This window comes from Gemmatimonadota bacterium (genome assembly GCA_016712265.1).
Lineage (GTDB): Bacteria > Gemmatimonadota > Gemmatimonadetes > Gemmatimonadales > Gemmatimonadaceae > RBC101.
In genome coordinates this window covers 1,106,361-1,129,348 of sequence record JADJRJ010000030.1, presented here as the reverse complement: position 1 = coordinate 1,129,348, position 22,988 = coordinate 1,106,361, and the positions used below count along the sequence as shown (strand labels likewise).

At 67.8% G+C, this 22,988-nt stretch carries 20 protein-coding genes, 1 tRNA gene and 1 pseudogene; 16 read left to right on the top strand and 6 right to left on the bottom strand.

All coding sequences use genetic code 11. The features are described from left to right. Positions 1-21: 21 nt before the first annotated feature. From IPK85_20395 to ligD, 3 genes are read right to left on the bottom strand one after another with little or no spacing between them, the layout of a single operon-like run. Positions 22-909 (bottom strand): cation transporter, encoded by an 888-nt coding sequence (locus IPK85_20395; GenBank protein ID MBK8249733.1) that lies wholly within the window; start codon positions 907-909, stop codon positions 22-24. Further along, positions 906-2,393 (bottom strand): family 10 glycosylhydrolase, encoded by a 1,488-nt coding sequence (locus tag IPK85_20390; GenBank protein MBK8249732.1) that lies wholly within the window; start codon positions 2,391-2,393, stop codon positions 906-908. Before IPK85_20390 ends, IPK85_20395 begins: the two co-directional genes overlap by 4 nt. Further along, entirely contained in the window at positions 2,386-5,004 is a 2,619-nt protein-coding gene (ligD, locus tag IPK85_20385) for a DNA ligase D (GenBank protein ID MBK8249731.1), read from the bottom strand. Before ligD ends, IPK85_20390 begins: the two co-directional genes overlap by 8 nt. A 163-nt stretch (positions 5,005-5,167) precedes the next feature. Here ligD and IPK85_20380 point away from each other — a divergent pair, with 163 nt between their 5' ends. Then, a complete protein-coding gene (locus IPK85_20380) occupies positions 5,168-5,986 on the top strand; it encodes a Ku protein (GenBank protein MBK8249730.1) in 819 nt (272 codons plus the stop codon). Beyond that, on the top strand, positions 5,983-6,687 hold the full coding sequence (locus IPK85_20375; GenBank protein MBK8249729.1) for a DUF72 domain-containing protein: 705 nt from the start codon (positions 5,983-5,985) through the stop codon (positions 6,685-6,687). The genes IPK85_20380 and IPK85_20375 overlap by 4 nt, the downstream gene beginning before the upstream one ends. Here IPK85_20375 and IPK85_20370 read toward each other — a convergent pair. Then, entirely contained in the window at positions 6,665-9,565 is a 2,901-nt protein-coding gene (locus tag IPK85_20370) for a UvrD-helicase domain-containing protein (protein MBK8249728.1), read from the bottom strand. The genes IPK85_20375 and IPK85_20370 overlap by 23 nt on opposite strands. 199 nt (positions 9,566-9,764) lie before the next feature. On the opposite strand from IPK85_20370, the gene IPK85_20365 reads away from it, so the two are divergent. Beyond that, positions 9,765-10,325 (top strand): DUF4136 domain-containing protein, encoded by a 561-nt coding sequence (locus tag IPK85_20365; protein MBK8249727.1) that lies wholly within the window; start codon positions 9,765-9,767, stop codon positions 10,323-10,325. 1 nt (position 10,326) lies between these two features. Here IPK85_20365 and IPK85_20360 read toward each other — a convergent pair whose 3' ends face one another. Next, positions 10,327-11,055 carry a hypothetical protein gene (locus IPK85_20360; protein MBK8249726.1) on the bottom strand — a complete coding sequence of 243 codons (729 nt, stop codon included), beginning with the start codon at positions 11,053-11,055 and terminating at the stop codon, positions 10,327-10,329. 268 nt (positions 11,056-11,323) lie between these two features. On the opposite strand from IPK85_20360, the gene IPK85_20355 reads away from it, so the two are divergent. From IPK85_20355 to IPK85_20325, 7 genes are all read left to right on the top strand, one after another. After that, positions 11,324-13,627 carry a histidine kinase gene (locus tag IPK85_20355; GenBank protein ID MBK8249725.1) on the top strand — a complete coding sequence of 768 codons (2,304 nt, stop codon included), beginning with the start codon at positions 11,324-11,326 and terminating at the stop codon, positions 13,625-13,627. Between the two features lie 124 nt (positions 13,628-13,751). Beyond that, positions 13,752-14,225, top strand: coding sequence for a response regulator (locus IPK85_20350; GenBank protein MBK8249724.1), 474 nt, complete (start codon positions 13,752-13,754; stop codon positions 14,223-14,225). Continuing rightward, on the top strand, positions 14,219-14,539 hold the full coding sequence (locus tag IPK85_20345) for a LytTR family transcriptional regulator (protein ID MBK8249723.1): 321 nt from the start codon (positions 14,219-14,221) through the stop codon (positions 14,537-14,539). The genes IPK85_20350 and IPK85_20345 overlap by 7 nt, the downstream gene beginning before the upstream one ends. A gap of 88 nt (positions 14,540-14,627) precedes the next feature. Then, positions 14,628-15,056, top strand: coding sequence for a response regulator (locus IPK85_20340; protein MBK8249722.1), 429 nt, complete (start codon positions 14,628-14,630; stop codon positions 15,054-15,056). 233 nt (positions 15,057-15,289) lie between these two features. Then, positions 15,290-15,772: a transporter gene (locus tag IPK85_20335; protein MBK8249721.1), complete on the top strand. Its 483-nt coding sequence runs from the start codon at positions 15,290-15,292 to the stop codon at positions 15,770-15,772. Continuing rightward, the gene (locus IPK85_20330) at positions 15,730-15,972 is read left to right on the top strand and encodes a hypothetical protein (protein ID MBK8249720.1); all 243 of its coding nucleotides are present in this window, start codon (positions 15,730-15,732) and stop codon (positions 15,970-15,972) included. The genes IPK85_20335 and IPK85_20330 overlap by 43 nt, the downstream gene beginning before the upstream one ends. A 241-nt stretch (positions 15,973-16,213) precedes the next feature. Further along, a complete protein-coding gene (locus IPK85_20325) occupies positions 16,214-17,257 on the top strand; it encodes a hypothetical protein (protein ID MBK8249719.1) in 1,044 nt (347 codons plus the stop codon). A gap of 284 nt (positions 17,258-17,541) precedes the next feature. Here IPK85_20325 and IPK85_20320 read toward each other — a convergent pair. Then, positions 17,542-17,615 (bottom strand) — tRNA-Pro (locus tag IPK85_20320). An 801-nt stretch (positions 17,616-18,416) separates the two neighbouring features. Between IPK85_20320 and IPK85_20315 the strand changes: the two genes are divergently transcribed. The 6 genes and pseudogenes from IPK85_20315 to IPK85_20290 all read left to right on the top strand — a co-directional run bounded on the left by IPK85_20315 (position 18,417) and on the right by IPK85_20290 (position 22,964). Further along, on the top strand, positions 18,417-18,713 hold the full coding sequence (locus IPK85_20315) for an SH3 domain-containing protein (GenBank protein ID MBK8249718.1): 297 nt from the start codon (positions 18,417-18,419) through the stop codon (positions 18,711-18,713). Between the two features lie 15 nt (positions 18,714-18,728). Further along, entirely contained in the window at positions 18,729-19,193 is a 465-nt protein-coding gene (locus tag IPK85_20310; GenBank protein MBK8249717.1) for a vitamin K epoxide reductase family protein, read from the top strand. 36 nt (positions 19,194-19,229) lie between these two features. Continuing rightward, the gene (locus tag IPK85_20305) at positions 19,230-20,723 is read left to right on the top strand and encodes a HAMP domain-containing histidine kinase (protein ID MBK8249716.1); all 1,494 of its coding nucleotides are present in this window, start codon (positions 19,230-19,232) and stop codon (positions 20,721-20,723) included. 471 nt (positions 20,724-21,194) lie between these two features. Further along, positions 21,195-21,794: pseudogene (locus IPK85_20300) on the top strand (amidohydrolase family protein). A gap of 16 nt (positions 21,795-21,810) precedes the next feature. Further along, positions 21,811-22,491: an amidohydrolase family protein gene (locus tag IPK85_20295; protein MBK8249715.1), complete on the top strand. Its 681-nt coding sequence runs from the start codon at positions 21,811-21,813 to the stop codon at positions 22,489-22,491. Between the two features lie 8 nt (positions 22,492-22,499). Then, on the top strand, positions 22,500-22,964 hold the full coding sequence (locus IPK85_20290; GenBank protein MBK8249714.1) for a GNAT family N-acetyltransferase: 465 nt from the start codon (positions 22,500-22,502) through the stop codon (positions 22,962-22,964). Positions 22,965-22,988: the final 24 nt, after the last annotated feature.

Sequence of the window (22,988 nt, the reverse complement as noted above, 5' to 3'; positions counted from 1 at the left end):
CGTGGCACCACTGCGGAAACGTCAGCCGGGGCGCGGGCCCTCGAACGGCTCCATGTGGACGAGCACCGACTGCACGTTAGGCAACCTGGTGCGGATGGCTCCTTTCACCTTCCCCCCAAGGATATGGGCGTCGTGGAGCGACAGGTGGGGGTCCGCCTGGACATGGATTGTCACCCGGTAGTGAAGCCCACTCTTTCGCGCGGCAAGTTTCTCGGTGGCGCGGACGCCGTCCACCCCTTCCGCCGCGGCGCGAATGGTGTCGATCAGCGACGGGGCCACGGCGCGATCCATCAACTCGGCCAGCGATCCCTGCAGCATGCGCGCGCCATTATAGACGATGACCGCAGCCGCGACGAGGGCGGCCCAGTCGTCGGCACTCTCCCAGCCGGGTCCGCCCCAGACGGCGATCGAGATCCCGATGAACGCTGCCGCGGACGTGATGGCATCACTGAGATGGTGCCAGGCATCGGATCGCACAGCTGTGGACGAGATCTCGGTGGCCACCGAGCCCACGTGGCGGGCGAGCCACCACTTCAGCACGATGACGGCCACCAGGACCGCAAGGGTCCACGGTGCGGGGCTGTGATGCGGCGTCCGAATCTCGATGACGGCCTCGACGGCGATGACGAGGGCGGCCCCGAGCAACATGATCGCGACCGTGGCGCCTGCCAGCGTCTCGGCGCGGCCGTAGCCGAACGGGTAAGTGGCATCCGGTTCGCGGCTGGCGACGCGCAGCCCGCCCCACACGATCAACGAGGAGAGGATGTCCGCGGTAGACTCGATCGCATCGGCGATCAGTGCGTAGGAGTTGCCCACGAAGCCCGCCACCAGCTTGGTGATGGCGAGCGCGGCATTGGCGAGCACGCCGAGCTGGGCGACGCGCTCGCCGCGCGTATGTGGGGCGGTCATGGCCAGCGGGCCGGGGTGCTCAGGTTAAAGGCGCGGTCTGCGGCGCGGACGCGGACCATGCGCGCGCCGTTTTGGGGGACGGTACGGACGCTCCCCGGGACGGTGCGTTGCGTCCACGACGTCAGGTCGGAGGTGTGAACGATCCACCAGGCGGGTTCTTCCGTGGCCCCGGGCGCCATGCGAATGCTGGTGCCATCGACGGTGATGCTCGGGGCGTCCGGTGGGAGTGGGTCCAACCACGGATAGCTGGGCGACACGGCGGCCTCCCGCGTGGTGGAGGCGCGGAGGAGCGTCGTGAGGCCCCCGCGATCCCGGCGCATCGTCGACGCGTTGTACAACACGAATCCCGGGTTGGGGCGATTGAGTCGGAGGAGGCTCACCTGACTTGCGACCTCCTCGGCGACAAAGGCAGAGGCGGAGCCGTCGGCCACGCGGTAAGCTGCGAGCCCCGGCCAGATGTGGCGTCCCGCCGTGTTCTGCGACAGCCACCAGGCATTAAGGGCTGGGAAACTCTGCCCAGTTGATGCGATGGACCAGTAGAGCTGTGGCGCCATGTAGTCCAGCCATCCCTGTTGCAGCCAGTGGCGGGAGTCGGCGTAGATGTCTCGCCAGGCGTCGAGCCCGACGATGCCGGCGGGGTTGCCTGGGCGCCAGATGCCAAAGGGGGAAATGCCAACCTTGACGTGTGGCTTGGCGGCATGGACCTCGCGATACAGGCGCTGGACAAAGCGGTTGACGTTGTCGCGTCGCCAGTCGGCGAGGGCCAGGGCAGACGTGGTAGAGGCGGTGTATCGCGCGTAGGTGGCCGAGTCCGGGAATGGGACCGGGATAGGGGTTCCCGTCGTAGGATACGGATAGAAGAAGTCGTCGATGTGCACGGCGTCGATATCGTACCTCGCGAGCACGTCGCGTATCACGGTCATCGCGTGGTCGTGGACCTCGGCTTCGCCGGGGTCAAACCAGAGGGAGCCCCGGACCACGCGGGCGAGGTCCGGGCGTCGTCGCGCGAGGTGCGTCGGGTGCAATCGCAGCGTGTCGCTGGCGTTACCGGCGCGAAACGGATTGAACCAGGCATGCAGCTCGAGGCCCCGGGCGTGGGCCTCGCGAACGGCGACGTCGAGCGGATCCCATCCCGGGTCCGTTCCCTGTGCGCCGCCTAACGAAGCCATCCACGGCTCGTGGGGGGACGGATAGAGCGCGTCGCCGGCCGCGCGCACTTGGAGGAGCACGGCGGTGAGTTTCAACGACTGCGCCAGGTCGAGCAGCGCGATCAGCTCCGCGCGCTGTTGCGCGACCGGCAGCGCGGCGGCCGAGGGGAAGTCGATGTTGGCGACCGTGGCGATCCAGAGGCCGCGAAACTCGCGCGTCAGGGTTGGCTCGGACGCCGTTGGAATCGGCGGCGGGTCAGCCGGCGCGGTGACGGCGGCATCGCGACACGCTCCGACGAGCAGGGCAAGGGCGAGCGCACGCCGCAGGTTACGCATGCAATCGCTCGGCAAGGCGCGTGAGCGCGAGCGCGAGATCCGGCTTGTCTTCCAGCACCGGCGCCATCGGGTCACGTCCCAGCTTCGCCATCCGTTCCGGTGCGGTGCGAATGGTGAACCACCGCGGATCGAGGTCCGGGGTCAGCTCGTCCCAGGTGAGGGGCATCGAGACCGTTGCGCCGGGTTGCGGGCGCACGCTGAAGGGGGACACGATGAGCTGGCCGTGCCGGTTCTGCAGGTAGTCGAGGTAGACCTTGTCGCCGCGGCGCGTCACGTGGCGCGTGATGGTGGTGATCTCCGGCAGCTCACGGATGACCAGGCGCGCGAGCAACTCGCCTAACGTGCGGCACTGCTCGTAGGTGCACTGGCGGCCGAGCGGGATGAGGATGTGGAGACCGCTCTTGCCGGTGGTCTTGAGGTAGTGCGGCAGGGCGATCTCGTCGCACAAGCGGTGCAGCACCTGTGCCGTCGTGATGACGTCGCTGAACGGGGCTTCCTTGGGGTCCAGGTCGATGACGCACCAGTCGGGCTGCTCGAGGGTCCCGACGCGGCTCTGCCAGATGTGCAGGGGAATGCTCCCCATGTTGGCAATGTAGAGCAGCGCGTCCACGTCGTCGCAGACGAAGTACCGGATGAACCGGCTCGTGTCATTGGCCCAGATCGGGACGGTGCGCATCCACTCCGGGGCGAATTCGGGGGCGTCCTTCTGGTAGAACGACTTGCCGTCGATCCCATCGGGGAAACGCGTGAGGACGACGGGTCGGTTGCGCAGGTAGACGAGGAGCCAGGGGGCGATGGCCCGATAGTAGTCGATCAGGTCGCCCTTGGTGTACTTCTCCTCCGGCCAGAAGATCTTGTTGAGGTTGGAGAAGGCGACCGTGCGCGGCGCCGGGGTTTGCGGTGCCGGGGCAGGGTCGGCGACGTCTGGGCTCGTCGGGGTTGCGGCCGGCGTACCCGGCAGCGCCCGAGGGAGTGCCCGCGCGTCCTGGCGGTCGCAATCTTCGGGTCGTTTGTCTTCGCGCCACCGGAGGAAGGCCGGGTGGCGGAGCAATCCATCGGGGGTGAACTCGGTGTAGCGCACCTCGCAGCAGAACCGCGGTTCCACCCAGTGGGTTGTCGAGGTCTCGGGGATGGCAGCGGCGTCGCGTGGGGCCTGGGCGTCCATCGGGAACGGGCCCTCGCACGGCGGCGTGGCCCGCACAAGCGGGGAGAGCAGTGCGTGGTACTGCGCCAGCTGCTGATCGGTGAAGCCCGTCCCGGCACGTCCTGCGTAGACCAGCTGGCCCCCGACCCGGTCCGCCAGCTGCAGGGCGCCGAACCCGCTGCGCCCGCCGTTGGGGGTCGTGTACCCAACGATGGCAAAGTCGCCGGTGCGTTGCGCCTTGATCTTGAGCCACTGGGACGACCGCCCGCCGCGGTAGGCGGCGTCGGCCTTCTTGGCGATGATGCCCTCGAGCCCCATCGCCTCCACCTGCCGCAGCATCGCCTCGCCCTGCACAGGGATGTGCTCCAGGTAGCGGACGGCGCCGACCTGGGGAAGCGCGCGCTCGAGGACCTCCTTGCGCTTGAGGAGGGGAAGGCCGCGCAGGTCGAACTCCCCAAACGAGAGGAGGTCGAAGGCGAAGTAGGCTGCGGGAAGCTCCACGGCGGCGCGTCGCACCTCGATCTCGTTCGACAGCCGTCCGCGCCGCTGCAGGAGCGAGAAGTCCGGTCGTCCCTGCGCGTCCGTGACGACGACCTCGCCATCAATCACGGCGTCGTCGAAGGGCAGGGCGCGCACCGCCTTTGCCACCTCGGGGAAGACCAGGGTGTAGTCGTTGCCGTTGCGCGTGAGGAGTTGGACCTCACCACGCTTCTTGATGGCAAGGAGCCGGTACCCATCCATCTTCAGCTCAAAGACCCAGCCCTCCCGCGTGAACGCCGTCTCGGTGGATTCGGCCAGCATCACGGCCTGCGGGGCGAGCTCAACCGTCCCCACGGGCGCCTGCCCCTCAACTATCGCGCGAAGCATTCCGACTCGCGTCTGCCCCGCCTTCACTTCCTCCACCGTCAGCCCGGACAATACGGAGCCTTCGGGGAAGTCGGTCCCTGGCGAGCGCAGCCAGGCGTCGCGCTCCTTGATGAACAACCACTCCTTCTCGGTCTTCTTGATCTTCACCAGGGTCCACTTGCCCTTGAGCTTGTAGCCCTTGAGCTCAAAGAGGAGCTTGCCCTTCTCCAGCCCGGTGCGCCAATCCTCGAGCGGGACCCACTCGCCGCGATCCCACACGATCACCCCGCCCGCGCCGTAGTTGCCCTCGGGGATGATCCCCTCGAAGTCGCCGTACTCCAGGGGATGGTCTTCCACCCGGACCGCGAGGCGCTTGTCCGCCTGGTCATACGACGGTCCCCGCGGGACGGCCCATGAGCGCAACACGCCGTCCATCTCGAGCCGGAGGTCGAAATGCAGCTGGCGGGCGGCGTGCTTGTGCACGACGAAGAGCCGGCCCGGCACGTTGGAGACGTGGCCCACGGGTTCCGGCGAGCGATCCGCGGATCGCTTGGCGCGGTAGGTCGCGAGCGCGTCGTCCGGTGGGGCGCCACCATTGAGCGCGTCGGGTGAGTCGGCCATCCGGGAAAGCTAGGACGGCCACCGACGGCGGGAAGCCTCGCCGAGCCGGCACCTTTGCCCGAGCCCGGCATCGACACGGAGGAGGACCCCTGCATACATTCGGCGAGAGCCTTCACGCGCACGGGTGGCCACCCGGGGCGCCCGACCCCTGTCCGCCGGTCCCATGCCCGCACGTTCGATTGGCACCGCCACGATCTCCTTCGGCCTCGTTTCCGTCCCGGTCAACGTGTACTCGTCGTCCGAGTCACGGCAGAGTGTCTCGTTCAACCTGCTGTCGAAGAAGAGCGGGACGCGCCTGAAGCAGCAATACATCGATCCCAAGACGAGCGAGGTCGTGCCGCGGGACGAGATGGTGAAGGGGTACGAGTTCGCCAAGGACCAGTACGTGGTCTTCACCCCTGAGGAGCTCAAGGCACTCGAGGAGAAGGCGACCGGGACGATCGACATCATCGAGTTTGTCCCCCTGGCCAAGGTCGATCGGGAATACCTGTCGAAGGTGTACTACGTCGGGCCGGACAAGGGCGGTGATCGCGCCTATCGCCTCCTCGCCCGGGCGCTCGAGGAAACCGGCTACGCGGCCCTTGGACAGTACGCGGCGCGCGGGCAACAACACCTCATCCTGATCCGACCGCGCGAGGGCGTCCTCGTGATGGAGCAGCTGCACTATGCCGATGAGCTGCGTTCCGCCAAGGAGGTGCCGGTCGGTGAAGGGGAGATCAAGCCCATGGAGCTGACGCTGGCCAAGCAACTCATCGCGCAGACGGCGACCGAGGAATTCCACCCCGAGAAGTACCGGGACACGGTCCGCGAGCGCGTGCTCGAGGCGATCAACCGCAAGGTCGACGGCCAGGAGATTACCGCCGAGCCCAGCCAGGACGGCGGCGGCAAGATCATCGACCTCATGGAGGCGCTGAAGGCGAGCCTCGCGAAGCAGGCGGGAGGTACCGGCGACGCGGGCGGCGAAGAACGGAAGGCGTCGTGAAGGTACGGGTCGGGACCAGCGGGTACGCGTTCAAGGAGTGGAAGGGGACCTTCTATCCGGAGGAGCTCCCCGATGCCGGGATGCTGGAGTACTACGCGACGCAGTTCCCGACCGTGGAGATCAACAACACGTTCTACCGGCTCCCCAAGGAGCACGTGATGCGGGAGTGGGCGGCACAGGTGCCCGACGCGTTCCGCTTCTCCCTCAAGGCGTCACAGCGCATCACACACCATGCCCGCCTCAAGGAGGAAGCGGCGAGCCCGCTCGAGTTCCTGCTCAAGAACCTCGCGGCGATGGACCCCAAGCTGGGTGTGGTGTTGTTCCAGTGCCCCCCGAATCTCAAGAAGGATCTCGTTCGGCTCCAGCGCTTTTGTGACCTACTGCCCTCGGACCGCCGCTTCACCTTCGAGTTCCGGCATGCGAGCTGGTTCGAGGACGACGTGGTAGCCGAGTTGCGCGGGCGCAATCACGCCCTCACCGTCACCGACCAGGATGACTTTGCCTCGCCGCTGATTCCGACCGCTGACTGGGGGTACCTGCGACTGCATCGCTACGACTACGACGCGCACACGCTCACGACCTGGGCCCGCCGGGTGCAGGATGAGCCGTGGAAGGAAGCGTACGTCTTCTTCAAGCATGACTACGAGCCGTTTGCCGGCCCGCCCGCCGTGCGCGCGTTTACCGAGGCGTTGACGGGCTGAGCGTCCCTTCGTCGAGGCCCATCTCGGCGAGAAACCCCCGGTCGTCGCACCGCTTCTGGCCACGCGTATCCGCGACCGTGAGCACCAGCCGTTCCTCGGTGCGGGTCATCCCCACGTACAGGAGTCGACGCCCTTCTTCGACGTCATCCTCGCTCCAGCGGTCCGGCTTGCCGAGCACGATGTCATTGTTGCTCGCGCCCACGATATAGACGTGCTTGAACTCGAGCCCCTTCGTGGAGTGCAGGGTGAGCAGGTTGACGCGATCGTGGTCGGGAGTCACGCCGTCCTGTTGTGACAGGACAATTGTCTCGAGGAAGGCGCGGATCTGTTCCCCCAGCGAGTCGCCGGTGAGACCATCGAGGACCCGTCGCAGCCGCGCCATGAGTTCGGGGTAGCGATCGTCCGCGTCCCGTTCCTTGCGGAGCCTGGCCATCGTCACGACCCCGCCGAGCCGTTCGACGACCTGATCCCAGGAGGGCCACTCGGGGTGGGTGGCCTCCCGCGCATCGCGATAGGCGTCCAGCGACGTCGCATGCCGGAACAGCGGGAAGACCCGGATCTCGGCAAAGAGCCTGGACGCCTCGCTGGTGTGTTCCGGCGTGAGGGCCAACCCCAGTGCCAGCGCCTCCACGCAGCCGCCGAGTGCGGTTTTGCGCACCCGGGAGAACTTGAGGGCATTGAGGTGCGGCACCACCCCGGCGAGGGCCAGCGTGTCGTCGAGGGCGCGGTGGCTGGCGCCCGTGGGCACGCCGAACGCGGCCGCGAGTGCGTCGAGGCGCGCACTGCCCACGTGCACCTCACGGGCGAGTGGAAGCGTGTCGTATCCACGCACCTCGAAGCCCTCGCCCAGGCGCGCCACTTCGGCCTTGAGGAGCGGGAAGTCGTAGGTGTGACCGTTGTGGGCGATGACGAGATCGCGCCCCAGGAACTCCTGCAGCGCTGGCCACACGTCGGCGAACGTCGGCGCGTCGGTGAGCATGCCGCCGTCGATCCCCGTGGTCCGCGTGACAACGGGTGGCACCTCCACACCGGGTTGCACCAGCGCCTGGAATCGATCCACCACCTGGCCGGATCGTACCCGCGCGGCCCCGATTTCAATGATCCGGGCCCGCTGCGGGTCGAGGTCGGTCGCCTCGAAGTCCAGCGCCACAAAGTCGCCGAATACATCGGTGAATTCCCGCGTGGCCAGCAGCTGCAGTGCCTTGAAGGTGCCTAACGCCACTCCCAGGGCAGGCGTGGTGTCCGGGCCGATCACCAACGGGGGGCCGGGCCACGGTCGTTCCAGGAGCAGGCGGGCGAGTTGGGCCCGGCCGAACATGGTGCGGATGGCAAACTCGACGCCCTGCATGGGAGCCACCACCACCGGGCGCCCCGAGACCATCGCATGCTCGAGGTCCCGTGCCAGCGCGCGGACGTCGGGATCTTCGCGTGGGTCGCTCAACTCGTCGTGCAGGTCGTCCAGGGCGGATCGGTACTGTCCCACCCGTTGCGACAACAGCTCGTGGAGCAGGGCATCGAGGGTGGTGTGGCGCTCGCCAAGGGCCGCGAGGTTCTGCAGTTCGACCTGGGCACGTCGGATCATGCGAGCGGCGTCCGTGCCCTTCCGTTCGCGCGCGATCCCTTCGAGCTGCGCCGCGAGGTCATTGTCCCGCTGCTCCGCGCGGGCCCGCGCATCGGCGAAGAGGAGCGGCGGCAACACGGCGCGGAAGAATCCGGCCTCCCGCGCCGGATCGTTGGGATGCAGGATGACGCGAAGCGCCGAGAGGAGGTACACCACCACGGGATGGTCAGCGAGGGCGCGCCCGGCAGACATGCGGCACGGCACGCCAGCGCCGAGGAACGCGGCCTCCAGTCGCCCGCCCGCATCGTTGGTGCGGTAGAGCAGGGCGATGTCCCCCCAGGCCAGCCCCTCCGCCGCCCGGGTCTCGCGCACGTCCTGCAGCAGCCAGGTGGTTTCCGTCTCGACGGAGTCAAAGGAATGCAGCGTGACGGGAAAGCGGGATTGGCGCGGGGCCTCGACGACCTTGGGGTCGTCGAAGATGCGACGGTTGCGGTCGATGAGGCGTCGGGCCGGCCCCATCACCTGGGCCGGACAACGGCGATTCTCGCCTAACGCAATCTGCTGTGCGCGCGGGAAGGCATTGAGGAATGCGCCGAACACCTTCGGGTCCGCGCCGGCCCAGGAGTAGATCGACTGCTCATCGTCGCCGACGGCGAAGACGTTCAGGCTCTCCGGCAACATGGCCTTGACCAGCTCGAACGCGACCGGGTTGAGATCCTGGAATTCATCGACCAGGAGGTAGTCGAAGCGCGCCCGCACGGCATCGCGCACGGCGGGGACCTCCATTGCCCCGGCCGCCCGGATGACCAGTTGGTCGAAGTCGAGCACGTTGCGCTGGCCCAGGTAGGCCTCGTAGCGCTGCAGCCGCTTGGCGTCTTCCGGTTCGAGCGGCTCGTCGCGAAAGCGATGGCGGGCGAAGGCGGTCAACACCCCCTTCTGCCAACGCGCCTGGGTCCCGAGCCGGGCCAGGACGTCACACTGGTAGGCCTCGTCCGCAATGCCGAACCCGCGCGCCACGCCGACCGAGGCGCCGTGCGCGCGCAACAGTTCCGCACAGAACGCGTGCATGGTCCCCCGATGGACCTCACCGGCCCCCGGCAGGTCGGTCAGGCGATCCGAGATCTCGTTCGCCGCCTTGTTCGTGAAGGTGAAGGCACAGATCCGCGACGGCGTTATGCCATGCACGCTGATCAGGCGCCGGATCCGCTCGACGAGGCAGAACGTCTTGCCCGCGCCCGGCCCGGCGATCACCAGGACCGGGCCCATGTCGGCCTCGATGGCGCGCTGTTGGCTGGGGGACGGGACGAGACCGGGCATGGAGCGGAAAGGTACAGGACCCTGTCACGCGGACGTCAGGCGGGATGTGAGGGAATGGTCCGTCAGCTGTTCCCTGATGCCTGACGTAAGTGCCGCGCTCACCCGACACAACGGCGAGGCCCGCACGGGTATTCTCGATACGGACGCGCGGTGCCGGTCGTGGCTGGCGCGTCCTGCCCCTCGAGTAACAGGAGAGACCATGCGCCCCCGACTCTTTGCACCCGCCTTCCTTGCCTTGGCCGCTGGCGCAATGGCATGCGCCCCTGCCCTGACCGTTGGAGCGGATGCGGCGTCGAACCTCCAACCGGCCGCCTACCGGTCGTACACCTGGGAGATGCCGGACCAGTTGCCGACCGGTGACCCACGGCTCGACAACAATCCGTTCTTCATCTCGGAGGTCCAGCGCCAGGTCGACGACCAGCTGGGCAAGCTCGGGCTGATGAAGGCCCAGTCGGGGGGCGACCTCACCATTCACTTTCATGCGACCGTGCGGGATCGCGTCAACGTGTACGAGGCTGACCGCGCCGCCGGGTATGACCAGACCGGGTACGCTCAGTCGCAAGTCATCACCTACGAAGAGGGCACCGTCCTCGTGGATATCGCCGACGCGAAGGGCAAGAAGGTCATCTGGCGTGGCTGGATGCAGACCGACCTCAGCGGGGCGATCGGGAACAACCAGGAACTCGCCAAACGGGTGCGCGACGGCATGACCAAACTGTTCGCCAAGTTCCCGGCCGCCTGCATTTCGCCAGCAGGCTAGTTCAAGGCGAGGACAGCACCGCGTCGTGAGCGAGTGACTGAATGCGGGACAGGAGCGCGGGCGTCAGTCCACCGAACCCCGGGGGAACGGGGAGACCGGTGACCGGACGCCCGCGCACGCGTTCGTAGATGACGTAGGCCGCGAGCAGCGTGCCGAGCGCGGTTGGGTGGAACCCATCGACGTCGAGCACCGGAAGTTCCGGTGTCTCCGCGAGCGCCGCGCGCAGGGCCTCTCCCGCGGGGGCGAACAGCCCGCCGATCCCCGTGGCGGCGTTCTGGTACGCGGACTTCACCCCCGGAAAGTCCTGCGGCCGCGTGCGTGCAGGCCACACCTGGTATAACACGGGACGGGCGCCCGCCGTCGTGATCAACGGCGCGAACCGCGAACTCCACGTCGCCAAGTGTGCCTGGTTCTCGGGAAGCGAGGACGGACCCTGTTGCATGACCACGTAGTCCCATCGCTGGCCGCCGAGGGCGCGGGCCGCGCTCCCTTCGTTCCAGTGGTCTTCGAGCGCGAAGTTCGCGAAGGCCACCATGCGGGTGTGCATAGTATCCCCGGCGCTCCTCGCGACGGCGCCCAGGACTGTCGGAAGGTCATTCTGGTAGGTGAGGCTGTTCCCGATGAACAGGATCCGCGTGCCGGTTTCGGGGAGCGGGGGGATCGGCGCGAGGCTCGGCGCTTGGAGGCAGCCGACCAACGACAGGAGGGCAACAACGCTGTGTCTGGACATGGACCGGATGGTGCCACAGCCGCCGGTAAAGGCACAAATACCTGGGTGACGAAGCCCGCCCCACGAGGGATGAGAGGACCGTGGGCCACGATGTCACGGCCCGGCAGCAACCCTGCACTCGGTGCGGCGGTCAAACCCTGGGGGGGGCGGGCCCTCCACTCGTCGCGCTCCCGCACGCCTTGCCCCAGCCCCCTTGGAATCGTCGCCGTTTGCTCACAACATCCCCGTGCCCGGCGACTTTCCGCGGGGAGTGACGGCGAGGGGAAGCGTGACGAGTTCGACGCGCGTCAGGCAGCTCGAGCGGCGATCGGTGTGGCTCTACGTCTTTGCGGCGTGGACGTTGTATGGCGTGTGCTACAGCGTCATCTGGACGCTGGCGTATTCCACGCCGCGGGAAGCGCTGCGCTGGACGATCCCGTGCGCCTTTGCCATCGCCTGGACCTGGGCGGTCCTGACCCCCGGGGTCTTTCGCCTTGCGCAGTGGCTCGCCCCGCGTCGGGTCGGGTGGTGGGCCAGCATCGCGGGGCACGCCATCGCTGCCGCGGCGCTCGCGTCGGTGGTGTCGGAGGTGCGACGCCAGGCGGTGTCGTTCTTTGGCGAGCGCGCCATCGATCCGTACCTGCCCGTCTGGGTCTGGTGGCTCGATGTCTGGGTCTTTGTCTACATCACCCTCGTCGTGATCGGGCGCGCCCTCGAGGCCCAACGACGGTATGCCGACCGGGTGATGCGGGCCGACTTGTTGGAGACGCAACTCGCCCGGACCCAACTTCAGTACCTCGAGTCGCAGCTGCAGCCGCACTTCCTGTTCAACGCCCTGAACACGATCCAGGAACTCGCCCACGAAGCGCCGGATACGGCTGCGCGGATGTTGCGTCGATTGCGGGCCCTCCTGGCGATCTCCCTGGAACGCCGCGGCGAGGATGAAGTCTCCCTTGCGGATGAACTGGCGGGCCTCGAGCCCTATCTGGACATCCAGCGCACTCGCTTCTCGGACTGGCTGCGCGTTGAGGTGGACGTGCCGATCGCGCTGCGTCGCGGCCTGGTGCCGCACCTGCTCCTCCAGCCCCTGGTCGAAAACGCCATTCGGCACGGGCTGTCTGGCCGTCAGGCTGCGGGGTGGATCCGCATCTCGGCCACGCAGCCGAGCCCCGATCGGCTCCGCTTGCTGGTTGAGGACGACGGCGTCGGGCTCCGCCCGCAGCTTGATGCTCCAGCCAACGGCATCGGCCTCGCGAACGTCATCGAGCGATTGCGGCAGTTGTACGGCCGGGACCACGCCTTTGTGATCCGCAACCGATCCGGCGGCGGGGTTGAAGTGATGGTCGAAGTCCCATGGCAGGCGGCGGCTCCACGCTCGGCCGATCAGCCTGCGCCTTCACCGCTGCACGAGGACGCGCTGGCGGACTGGAGAACGGGCGAGTTTCCCGGTGGTGGCGTCCTGTCTGGTGCGCGGCGCGCGCTGGCCCTCCCCGTGGCCGTGGCGGAGGCGTCACCTGCACTGTCGGTGCGTATCTGGGTCGGCATCGCGGGCCTGTGGTTGCTGCTTGCCGTGTTTTGGACCAACCAGGTCGTGCTCTTCGGCAATGTCCGGCCCGAGGGGACGTCGATGGACGTCTGGACCGTGGCGTCACTTCAGCTGGGGACCTCGTTGATCTGGCTCGGGTTGTCCCTCCCGGTGTTGTGGATCGCCCGACGGTATCGCTTCACCCCGGAGAACTGGCCGCGGCGCCTCCCGGTCCATGTGCTGGGCGCCCTCGCCTGCGGCGTGGTGCATGTCGGTGGGTTGCGCCTGATGGGGTTGAGCGAGCAACCGGTGTTCTCATACGGCAACCTGAACCCGCTGACCGGGGACTTTTTCATCTACCTGGCGATCCTCGCCTGGTCGCATTCGCGCGACTTTGTCGCCTGGTATCGCATGCGGGCGGTCGAAACGGCGCGCCTCACCGCGCAGCTGGCCCGGTCACGGTTCCAGGCCGTGCGCGTGCAGCTGCGCCCCGAATTCGTCCTCGCGACGATGGAGCACCTGGAGACGGTCGTGCACCAGGACGCCGAGCATGCGGAGCGCCTCATTACGCGGCTGGCCGACACCTTGCGGCTGACCATGGAGATCGGTCGGAGGCCCAGCACCAGTGTCGCCCGGGAGCTCGAGCTGGTCAGTGCATGCATCGAGACCCATCGGCTGGGAGTTCGGCCGGGCGTGCAGCTCGTGCAGCGGGTGGACTCGGAGGCGATGACCGACCAGGTCCCTAGCCGGATCGTCTGTGCGGCCATTGATGAGCTGCTGGCGAACGCCTGGGTGGATCCGCATGACGCCCTGGTGGTCGAGGTCGACGCCAGCCGGCTGTCGGGAACCACGCGCATCGCGATCCGCGCCCGGATGCAGGGGCGGAGCCGTGCTGGCGGGTCTCACTTGTGGTGGCATCGGCATGGACTGGCGGAACGCGCCGTCGAGCTGGCCGGTAACACCGTGAGCGTGCTCGTGCCGGACCCGGCCAGCATCCTCCTGATCATTGGTGACGACGCGGAGGCCGCCGCCCAGGTGGCCACCACCATTCCCTCCCTGGCCTCATGAGTCGCCGTGGTCCAACGGTCTGCCACCCCTGTTCCCCCGTTCGTGTCCTTTCACCCGTACCGGAGAGATGCCTATGTCCGTTCGTGTGTTGATTGTCGACGATGAGCCCATTGCGAGACGCCGCATGCGTCGACTGCTTCGACTGGAGGATGATGTCGAGGTCATTGACGACGTGGGGAGCGGGCGCGAAGCGGTAGAGGCCATCCAGCGTGATCGACCGGACTTGGTCCTGCTCGATGTACAAATGCCGGACCTCGATGGGTTCGGGGTCGTCGATGCGCTGGGGATCGACCAGATGCCCCCCACCATTTTTGTGACCGCGTTCAACGAGTATGCCGTGCGCGCCTTTGACGTGCACGCCATCGACTACCTGCTCAAGCCGTTTGACACGGATCGTTTTCGCGCGGCGTTTGTCCGGGCGCGGGTGCACCTGGAGCAGCGCAGTTCGGCGGAGCAGGGGCGGAAGATTCGCGCCCTGCTGGAGCAGGTCCTCGGCGAGGGGCGGTGGCGAGCGTCGACCGGTCGCCGTCGAGTAACGGCACGGCGACCGCGGCTCCGAGCGCGCCTCGTCACCGGTATGTCGATCGGCTCATGGTGAAGCACGACGGCCGGGTGTTCTTCGTGAAGGCCACCGACGTCGATTGGTTTGAGGCGTCGGGGAACTACGTGCGGATCCACACCGGGAAGGTCTCGCACCTGATCCGGGAGACGATGCAACGGGTGGAAGCGCAGCTCGACCCGTCGATGTTCGTGCGGATCCATCGCGCGGTCATCGTCAACCTCGACCGGATCCGGGAGCTGCAACCCTGGTTCGCCGGGGACTACGTCGTCATCCTGCGCGATGGCCGGCAGTTGAAGCTCAGTCGGACATATCGGGAGCACCTGCACACCCGGATGCAGCGACTCGCGTAGGGGGACTCAAGTCCGGACGGCCTCGGGTCGATACCGGAACGGTGACGGGCACGCCCGCAGGTGGGCGTGCCCCGAACCGGAGCACTCCATGACCCCTGCGGTGGACTGTGCCACGCCGGAGTTGACCGGCCATGCCCTGATCGTCGACGATGAGCCGGCGATCCGGTCTGTGGTGCGGCGCTGGTTCGAGCGCCGTGGGTGGCATGTGGATGAAGCCTCCGATGGAGCCGGGGCGAAGCCGTTGATCGGCGAGCTGGCGGCTGGCCGTCCAGCGTATGACGTCATCGTGGCGGACCTGCGGATGCCCGTGGTGAACGGTGCCGAGCTGCACGAGTGGATTTCGGCTCACCGTCCCGACCTTGTCGACAGCGTGGTCATTGCGACGGGCGACGTGTACGAAGCCGACGCGGCGGCCTTTCTGGACCGCTCGCGATGCCGGGTGCTGCAGAAGCCATTTTCGCTCTCGGCGCTCGCTGACGTCGTCGCGGCGATCAAGCTCCCCAGTCACTCCGCCTGACGGGCCCGGCTCGGGCGTGGGCACTGGCTCGTCGCGCCGCCAGCGGGTACAAACTGCCGGAAGCGCTCAAGTGGGTTGGCCGTGGCGACGAGACTCGACTCCGACGCGGCCCCGGGTACGGGACCGCCACCCCTCGTCCACGGAGCCCACATGCGCCACTCGTCCGTTGTCCTCGCTGCCCTCCTTTGACCGGGGCCTGTGCCTCGGTCCCGCGCCAGGACCTCGAACCACTCGTGACCGATCGACCCGACTTTACCGAGAGCAGCGAAACGGTGCCCACGGGGATGGCCCAGCTGGAATCCGGGGCAACGGTGCAGCGAGTGGGAGAAGAGACCGGGACGACCGTCGGTGAAGCGTTGCTCCGCGTCGGCCTGGCATCTCGCGTCGAGTTGCGGCTCGGGTTCAACTCGTATGCCGTGGTCCGCTCACCCGGTGCCCGTCAGCAGGGGCTGGAGGACGCGTCGGTCGGCGCCAAGCTCGGCCTCATCAGCGGCGGCGGTGTGGTGCCCAAGATGTCGGTGATCGTGGCATCGTCGGTCCCGACCGGTGCGCAGCCCTTTCGCGCCGACAAGCTCCAGCCCGAGATGAAGCTGACCGCGGCCTGGGCCTCAGCGACCGTGTCGCCTTCTCTTCAAACCTCAACTACAGCTGGATTCGCGACGAGTTCGACACTGTGGGCGAGGCCGGTGCGACGGCGTCGTTCGGGTTCGGGCTGACCGACCGGTTGGGGCTTTACACCGAGTATTTCGGCTTCTTCCCGCAGCAGGCCTTCTCGCCGGCGTCGCACTACTCGAACCTTGGCTTCACCTGGGTGTTCAATCCCAACCTGCAGCTCGACGTGCGCGGGGGGATCGGCCACAACGGGCTTGGCCGCCGGGATGTCTTCAGCGGGATCGGGGTGTCGCGCCGCTGGTAGTTCATCACTGCGGTGGTTTCGGGGCCGGCTGATCCGCGTCCCTGGGTCGTATCCGACAGGGTGCTTCCCAAGGGCGCGGTCGGCGACGCATGCTTGTCCCTGTCTCTTGACGCCGTCTTCGGTCTCCTCGGCCGCGAAGGAACGGAGCGTGGACGGCACGTCGCCGCTGGTCGGTTTCTGGCACGGAGGTACGGTTGTGAAACGCACAGCGCGTCGGTCTCGCACGTGGCGGGGATGGGCCGTGATCTCGGTCGCTATCGCGTGCACGGAAGCGCCAACGAGCATTGGCGGCGGGCGAGCCCCGTTGCTGACCGCACAGGTTGGGCCGCGGGGCACCTACGACTGCGCTGCTGATCAGAGCCAGATCGCCGTCTCGGAGTGCGACGCATTGGTGACCTTCTTCGCCGCCACGGGCGGTGTCGGGTGGTCCCAGAGCAGCGGCTGGTTGCAGACGGCCAAACCGTGCTCATGGTTTGGGGTGAGGTGCGGGCCCAATGGCGTCACCGGCATTCACCTGTCGTTCAACGATCTCGTGGGCACCCTGCCTCGAGAGGTGGCGAACCTTCCGGGCTTGACCGACATCGACTTGTCGTTCAACCAACTGGCGGGTGCCTTGCCACCTGAGCTGGGCAGCCTGGCCAACCTGAACAGCCTCGTCCTGACGCGCAATTTCTTCGTCGGCTCGCTGCCGCCGGAGTTTGGCAACCTGAGCCAACTGACGGAGCTTCGCCTGGCCGTAACCGGGCTCCGCGGCCGCATCCCGTCAACCCTGGGCCGGCTCTCGCGGCTTCGCGAGCTCCATCTGAGCCTCAACAACCTCGAAGGTGCCATCCCTCCAGAGCTTGGTCAGCTGGGGTCACTCGAACGCCTGCATCTGGAGAGCAACCGACTCGGCGGGTCCATTCCGCCGTCTCTCGGCAGGTTGGGTGCCCTCAGGTGGTTGCGACTTGACCAAAACGGACTAGCTGGAAGAATTCCTGAGAGCCTCGGCAGGTTGTCGCGATTGGAGCTCCTGTACCTTCAGCGCAACCGGCTGTCCGGTGGAGTCCCGTCGAGTCTTGGCAACTTGGTAGCGCTGGATCGAGTCGCACTCGAGTGGAACGACCTCAGTGGCACTGTTCCGCTCCCCGTCGCTCAGCTCTTCCATAGCGTGGAGGTGAGTGCGCCTTCTGGCGGTTGCAGCATCCACAACAATCCCGGGCTGCGAATGGGGGGAGGGATGCTGTATCGCGAAGTGGATCAAGATGGGGACGGGTTCATCTGCGGACTTCCATTGTCGCGGTAGCCGCGACGCCTTCGCCTGAGGTGGGAATGGCCCTACCCAAGGCCCCCGGCGGCCCGAAACGACGAAGGAGCGGCGCGAGGCCGCCTTGAGGTCGCGGCGGCGGGATTTGGAGCGGAGGCGCGAAGCGCGCAGTCAAGGCCCCGGCGGCCCGAAACGACGAAGGAGCGGCGCGAGGCCGCCTTGAGGTCGCGGCGGCGGGATTTGGAGCGGAGGCGCGAAGCGCCGCAGCCAAGGCCCCGGCGGCCCGAAACGACGAAGGAGCGGCACGAGGCCGCTCCTTCAAGTCGGGACGGCGGGATTTGAACCCGCGACCCCCTGAACCCCATTCAGGTGCGCTACCGGACTGCGCTACGTCCCGAAACTCAAGCAACCTACTCACTGCGATGGGGTCGCGGGTTCCCGCGATCCCCTGATCCGCTGCCTCAGCAACGCTGAGGCGAGGACGGTGAGCGGGGGCGAAGCGCCCGCCACCAACCCCATTCAGGTGCGCTACCGGACTGCGCTACGTCCCGAAACCCTGTATCAACCTACTCAAGCTGCGTCCTGCCTACGACACCCCCGGAAATCCCAACCGCGGACGCGCCGTGGCAGGGAACCCAAACGTAGCCGGTTCGGGCCCAATTGCGAGTCCCTGACATCACTCATCGCGCGCCGCCGCCGACGCGGATAGCTTTGTCCCCGGGGCGACCCCCTCGGTTTCCCAGATTCCCCCAGGAGGCCCACGTGCAGTATGTGCGATGCGAGGCGTGCGGCGCGAAAGCCCTGCTTGCGGCATCGCAGTGTCCCAAGTGCTCGAATCCGCTCCAGCTCCGGGACCACCACGGAGAGTTCGTCTCACTGACGCAGTGCCGCAAGTGCGACACCTGGTACCCCACGTCGAGAGGGGGGCTGCAAGTGGTGCGGCACGAAGCCAGGATCCGGACCCTCATCGCGGGTCTTCGCAGGAATTGGCGCCTCGCTGGCGGTGGCTGCCCTGGTCTGGTGGATGGTCGCGCGAATGTCGGACCCTGCAGCGTCGGAGGCGCGCTCGCCCGCCGCGGAGATTCGTCCGCCAGCCGATTCGCTGCCTTCGGTCGCATCGGTCACCGTGACTCCCTCGGTGACGGCCCCACCTGAGTCCTCCACGTTCGGGAGCGATACAACCGCTCGCGGGGATTCCGTGACGAACCCCGCACCGAACATTGCGCCGCCTCCGGCACCCGCAGCCGCGCTGCCGCCCGGGGTCATGCAACCTCCCACCGGCTTCACCCGGAGCGGTATTGCCTCCCCAGACACGTACATCAACCTTCGCACGGAGCCGGATCGCGCGGCAGCGATCGTGGGAACGATCAACCCGGGGACCCAGGTCGAGACCGGCGCCCGCTTTCGCGGATGGCGCCAGGTGCGGACCCCCGCAGGGCAAGTGGGATGGGTCGACCCCCGCCACCTGGTCGATATCCCGACGCGGCCCCGATAGCGGCACACCGGCGCCATGATGCAGACCGACCACTCGGAGCGAAATCCGGCGATCTATCGCCAGGCCATCGCGGTCCTCGCCTTCCTCGCCGGGCTCATCGCCCTCTATCTGCATCTCGTGAAGGTCGGGACCTTCGGCGTCCCCTCGTGCGGGCCTGGCGGCGGCTGTGTGGCCGCGTGGTACAGCTCGTGGGGGAGCTTCCTCGGCATTGACGTCGCCCTCATCGGGGCCATTGGCTACGGGTTGCTGACCGTCGTCGCCCTTCTGGGCACCCGCATCGACCTGGAAAACTCGCCGGCCGTGACCAACACCATCCTGGTCCTGGTGTTGGCCGCTGTCGCCTTTACCTGGCGCCTCAAGTACGGGGAGTGGTACGTGATGGGGATCTTCTGCGTCTGGTGCTTCGAGTCCTTCATGACGATTCACCTGTGCCTGGTCCTCGTACTCCTGGACCGTCGGAGACTGCGGCGAGCGGGGTAGTTGGCGGGTCGGGGTGCCGATACTCCGACACGGCCCTTGACTCGACTCGTGAACTACTCGGCTCTCGCTGCGGCGAGCTCCACCATCCTCCTGCTGTTCGTCGCCTTCGTCCTGGGCGGGATTTCCCGGGCCCCGGGCTGGGAGCGCACCCGCGCGTTCGCGTGGGTGTCGGTGACCGCGGCCGCGTATGCCGCCGGCGACCTGCTCACCGTCAGCGGAGAGGTGCCGCGTGTTGCCCAACTCTGGGCCTCGCGCGGGCAGTTTATTGTGGGCTCCCTCCACGCGGCCGCCTGGCTCCAGTTTGCGTACGACACGGACGAGGGGCGGTCGGCGCGACGCGCCATGGGACTGCGGTGGATGTGCTACGGCATGGCGGCCCTGGGACTCATTCCGGGACTCGCTCTCGAAGCCACGTCCCGCGAAATTCGCGTGCCGGCGATTGGGGTGACCTACGCGATGTTTCCGCTCACCCCGGTGGGCAGTGTGGGTGGGGCACTCATGCTGGTGGGCATTGCCGTGGCCTTTGTCCGCGTGGCGCGCGAGGGATGGGGAGGCTCCCGGCTTTCTGAGTGGGCCAAGGTCGGGTTCGGTGCCTTCTATGCGTGCGCTGCGGTCGACTTCGGGACCGCCTCGGGGGTCTTCGAATTCGTGCCGTTGGCCGGCGTCGGATTCCTGGTGGCACTCATGCCGGTCGCCGTTTACATGATTCGGGCGTTTGTCCGCAACGCCCATCGGCTCGATCGGTTGTCCCGCGACTTGTCCGTTGAGGTGCAAGCGCGCACCAACGATGTCTTGGTCGCGCAACGCGCCTTGGCCGACGCCGAACGGCATGCCTCCATCGGTCGCGTCGCCGCCGGCGTCGCGCACGACATCAACAACCCGCTGGCGTGGCTGATGTTGAACGCAGACCTGCTGCGCGACTTTGGCTCACGGCATCCCATGCCGGCGGAAGCCACGGAGTCGATCGACGGCATCGTGGACGGGGCGGAGCGCATCAAGGCCGCCGTCGAGGCCCTGCGGGCTCGGACGCGGTGGTCGCCGGGGATGCGCGTCGCCGTCGCGCCGGACCGCCTGGTGCGGGTCGCCCTCAAGGCTGTGGCGACGGAGTTGCACCAGTCGCACGATGTCTCGGTTGACCTGGGAGCGACCCCCCTCGTGCTTGGGGACGAGGCCGAACTCATGGGCGCCTTCTCCGATCTCCTGTCCCTGGCGCAGCGCATCAGTTCCGCTATGCCGGGTGTCGCCCAGGTGCGCGTGGAATCCCGCACGGGGAACGACGGCTGGGCGACGTTCCTGGTGAGCGCCCGCCGCACCGCCGCCGCCAACGGCGCCCTCGACCTGTCGATGCTCGCGCGCGGCGACCAGAGGGGACTCGGCGCCGCGCGGCACGAGTTTGAACGTCACGGTGGGACGCTGCACATCGACGCCGCGCCGGATCAGTGGTCCGCCACGGTTCGGCTGCCGCCCAGTGGACAGCTCGTCACCCCCGACGGTCGCGTCGGCGCCTTCGCCGTCGCCGCGATGCCCTAGCGCTCGGGCCGAATGGGCGTGATCCCTGTAGCTTGTGGGGATGCAACGCTTCTTCTGGTGCCTGGTCCTGGCGGCCTGCGCCGAGGCACCGCCGCCGGCGACCTTGATCGTGCACAACGCGCGAATCCACACGCTCGCCTGGGGAGATCCGCGCCCGGATGGGACCCCCGCTCCGGATGCGCCGTGGGACAGCACCGCAGGATGGCGCCCCGACGCGACGGCGTTGGCGGTGCGCGGCGACTCGATTGTCCTCGTGGGCAGCGACAGCGCCGCCCTGACCCTGCGCGGGCCCCGGACCGCGGTGATCGACGCGCAGGGCGGGGTCCTGGTTCCTGGACTGGTGGACGCGCATGTGCATGTCGCCGAGTTGGGGCAGTCGCTCGACCGCGTGAACCTGACCGGGGTGCCTGACGAGTCCACCGCGGTCGCGCGGATTGTCGAGCGCGCGAGGGCGGTACCCCGGGCACCTGGATCCTCGGGTTTGGGTGGGACGAAGGCGCGTGGGCGAACCGCTATCCGGACCGTCGCCTGCTCTCGGCCCAGGTGCCCGATCACCCGGTGGTCTTGCGCAGCCTGCACGGGTTCGCCAGTTGGGCCAACGAGCGGGCGCTCTCGGCGTTAGGCATCGATGCGGCGACCGAGGCGCCGAGTGGTGGCGAGATCCGGCGCGAGGCGGACGGCCGGCCCGCGGGGTTGTTTCTCAATCGCGCGGTGCAGCTGGTGGACGACCGCCTGCCGCCGCCCACCCCGCCACAGCGGGATTCCCAGGTGGTTCGCGCCCTCCAGGTGATGGCGTCGGCCGGGTTCACCGCGGTGCACGAGGCGGGGACGCCGCGTGACGTGTTGGAGTCCTTCCGGCGGCTCGACGCGGCCGATCGCCTTCCGATTCGCGTGTACGCCATGTTGAACGGTCGCGACACCGCGCTCGTCCGCGAGTGGGCGGCTCGCGGGCCGCTGCGCGGCACCCCGTCGGGCGCCCTGGTCGTGCGCGCGGTCAAGGCCTACTACGACGGCGCCCTCGGCTCGCGCGGGGCCCAGCTGCTGGAAGACTACAGCGATCGTGCCGGCCATCGCGGCGTGAGCGGCGGTGCCTACGGGTTCGACCGGGCAGCGATCCGGGGCGGCGATGGCCGCCGGCTTCCAGGTCGCGATCCACGCCATTGGCGACGCCGGAAATCGGGCGACACTGGACTTCATCGATTCGGTCGCGCGTGCCGTGCCAGCCAGTCGCAGCCTGCGGCACCGCGTGGAACACGCCCAGGTCATTCACCCGGAAGACCTCGCGCGATTCGCGCGCGGCGACATCATCGCCTCCATGCAGCCTCCGCACGCGGTGGAAGACATGCCGTGGGCCGAGCAGCGCCTTGGGGCAGACCGCGTCCAGGGGGCGTATGCCTGGCGTCGCCTGCGGGCGACCGGCGCATCGCTGGTATTCGGGTCGGACCTTCCCGGCTCGGGCTGGAATATCTTCTACGGCTTGCACAGCGCGATCACGCGACAGGACACGTTAGGCAACCCCGATGGGGGATGGTATCCGGGCGAACGCATGACGCCGGAAGAGGCCCTGCGCGGCTACACCAGTTGGGCGGCGTTCGCCTCGTTCGATGACGCGCGCGGTGGCCAGCTCGCGGCCGGTCGCCGCGCCGACTTCACGGTGCTGTCCACCGATCCGTTAACGGCGGCCAGCACGCAGGACCTGCTCAGTGGCACCGCTCGCCTTACCGTTTCCCGAGGTCGCGTGGTGTACCGTATCCCCTCCACCCCCTGATGCCGCGCATGCGCCCCCTGTCTCCTGCCCACGAGTACGACGTGCCGGCCCTGGCGGCACTCAACAACCGCTTCAATGAGGCGGGGTTGACCCTGCCACGCACGGAAGCGTTTGTCGAGGGACACCTTGACGACTATCGGGTCATTCGGGACGACGATGGCCACGTGGTCGGCTGCGTGTGTCTTGATGAATACTCGCCCTCCCTGGTCGAGTTGGTGTCGCTGGCCGTGGATCCGGCGCACCACCGCAAGGGGCTTGGCCGCACGCTGATCCAGGCTGCGGTGGACCTGGCCCGTCGCCGGGGGTATCCCGAGATCTTCGCCGTCTCCTTCGCGGACGACCTGTTTCAGCGCTGTGGCTTCGCATCGCAGGATGTGACGCGTTATCCCGAGAAAAAGCGCCGGTATGACCGGGTCGCCGCCGACGAGTGGACCGTCGGCCAGAAGCACTGCTTTGCCCGACAGTTGGCGTGACCTGCCTTCACGACTCCTTCACGA

Bases quoted from the DNA above. Each gene is read 5' to 3' on its own strand.
- IPK85_20310 (MBK8249717.1), top strand. From the start codon at position 18,729: ATGATGCAGACCGACCACTCGGAGCGAAATCCGGCGATCTATCGCCAG.
- IPK85_20340 (MBK8249722.1), top strand. From the start codon at position 14,628: ATGACCCCTGCGGTGGACTGTGCCACGCCGGAGTTGACCGGCCATGCC.
- IPK85_20345 (MBK8249723.1), top strand. From the start codon at position 14,219: ATGGTGAAGCACGACGGCCGGGTGTTCTTCGTGAAGGCCACCGACGTC.
- ligD (MBK8249731.1), bottom strand. From the start codon at position 5,004: ATGGCCGACTCACCCGACGCGCTCAATGGTGGCGCCCCACCGGACGAC.
- IPK85_20370 (MBK8249728.1), bottom strand. From the start codon at position 9,565: ATGCCCGGTCTCGTCCCGTCCCCCAGCCAACAGCGCGCCATCGAGGCC.
- IPK85_20360 (MBK8249726.1), bottom strand. From the start codon at position 11,055: ATGTCCAGACACAGCGTTGTTGCCCTCCTGTCGTTGGTCGGCTGCCTC.
- IPK85_20350 (MBK8249724.1), top strand. From the start codon at position 13,752: ATGCGTCGACTGCTTCGACTGGAGGATGATGTCGAGGTCATTGACGAC.
- IPK85_20290 (MBK8249714.1), top strand. From the start codon at position 22,500: ATGCGCCCCCTGTCTCCTGCCCACGAGTACGACGTGCCGGCCCTGGCG.
- IPK85_20365 (MBK8249727.1), top strand. From the start codon at position 9,765: ATGCGCCCCCGACTCTTTGCACCCGCCTTCCTTGCCTTGGCCGCTGGC.
- IPK85_20390 (MBK8249732.1), bottom strand. From the start codon at position 2,393: ATGCGTAACCTGCGGCGTGCGCTCGCCCTTGCCCTGCTCGTCGGAGCG.
- IPK85_20395 (MBK8249733.1), bottom strand. From the start codon at position 909: ATGACCGCCCCACATACGCGCGGCGAGCGCGTCGCCCAGCTCGGCGTG.
- IPK85_20380 (MBK8249730.1), top strand. From the start codon at position 5,168: ATGCCCGCACGTTCGATTGGCACCGCCACGATCTCCTTCGGCCTCGTT.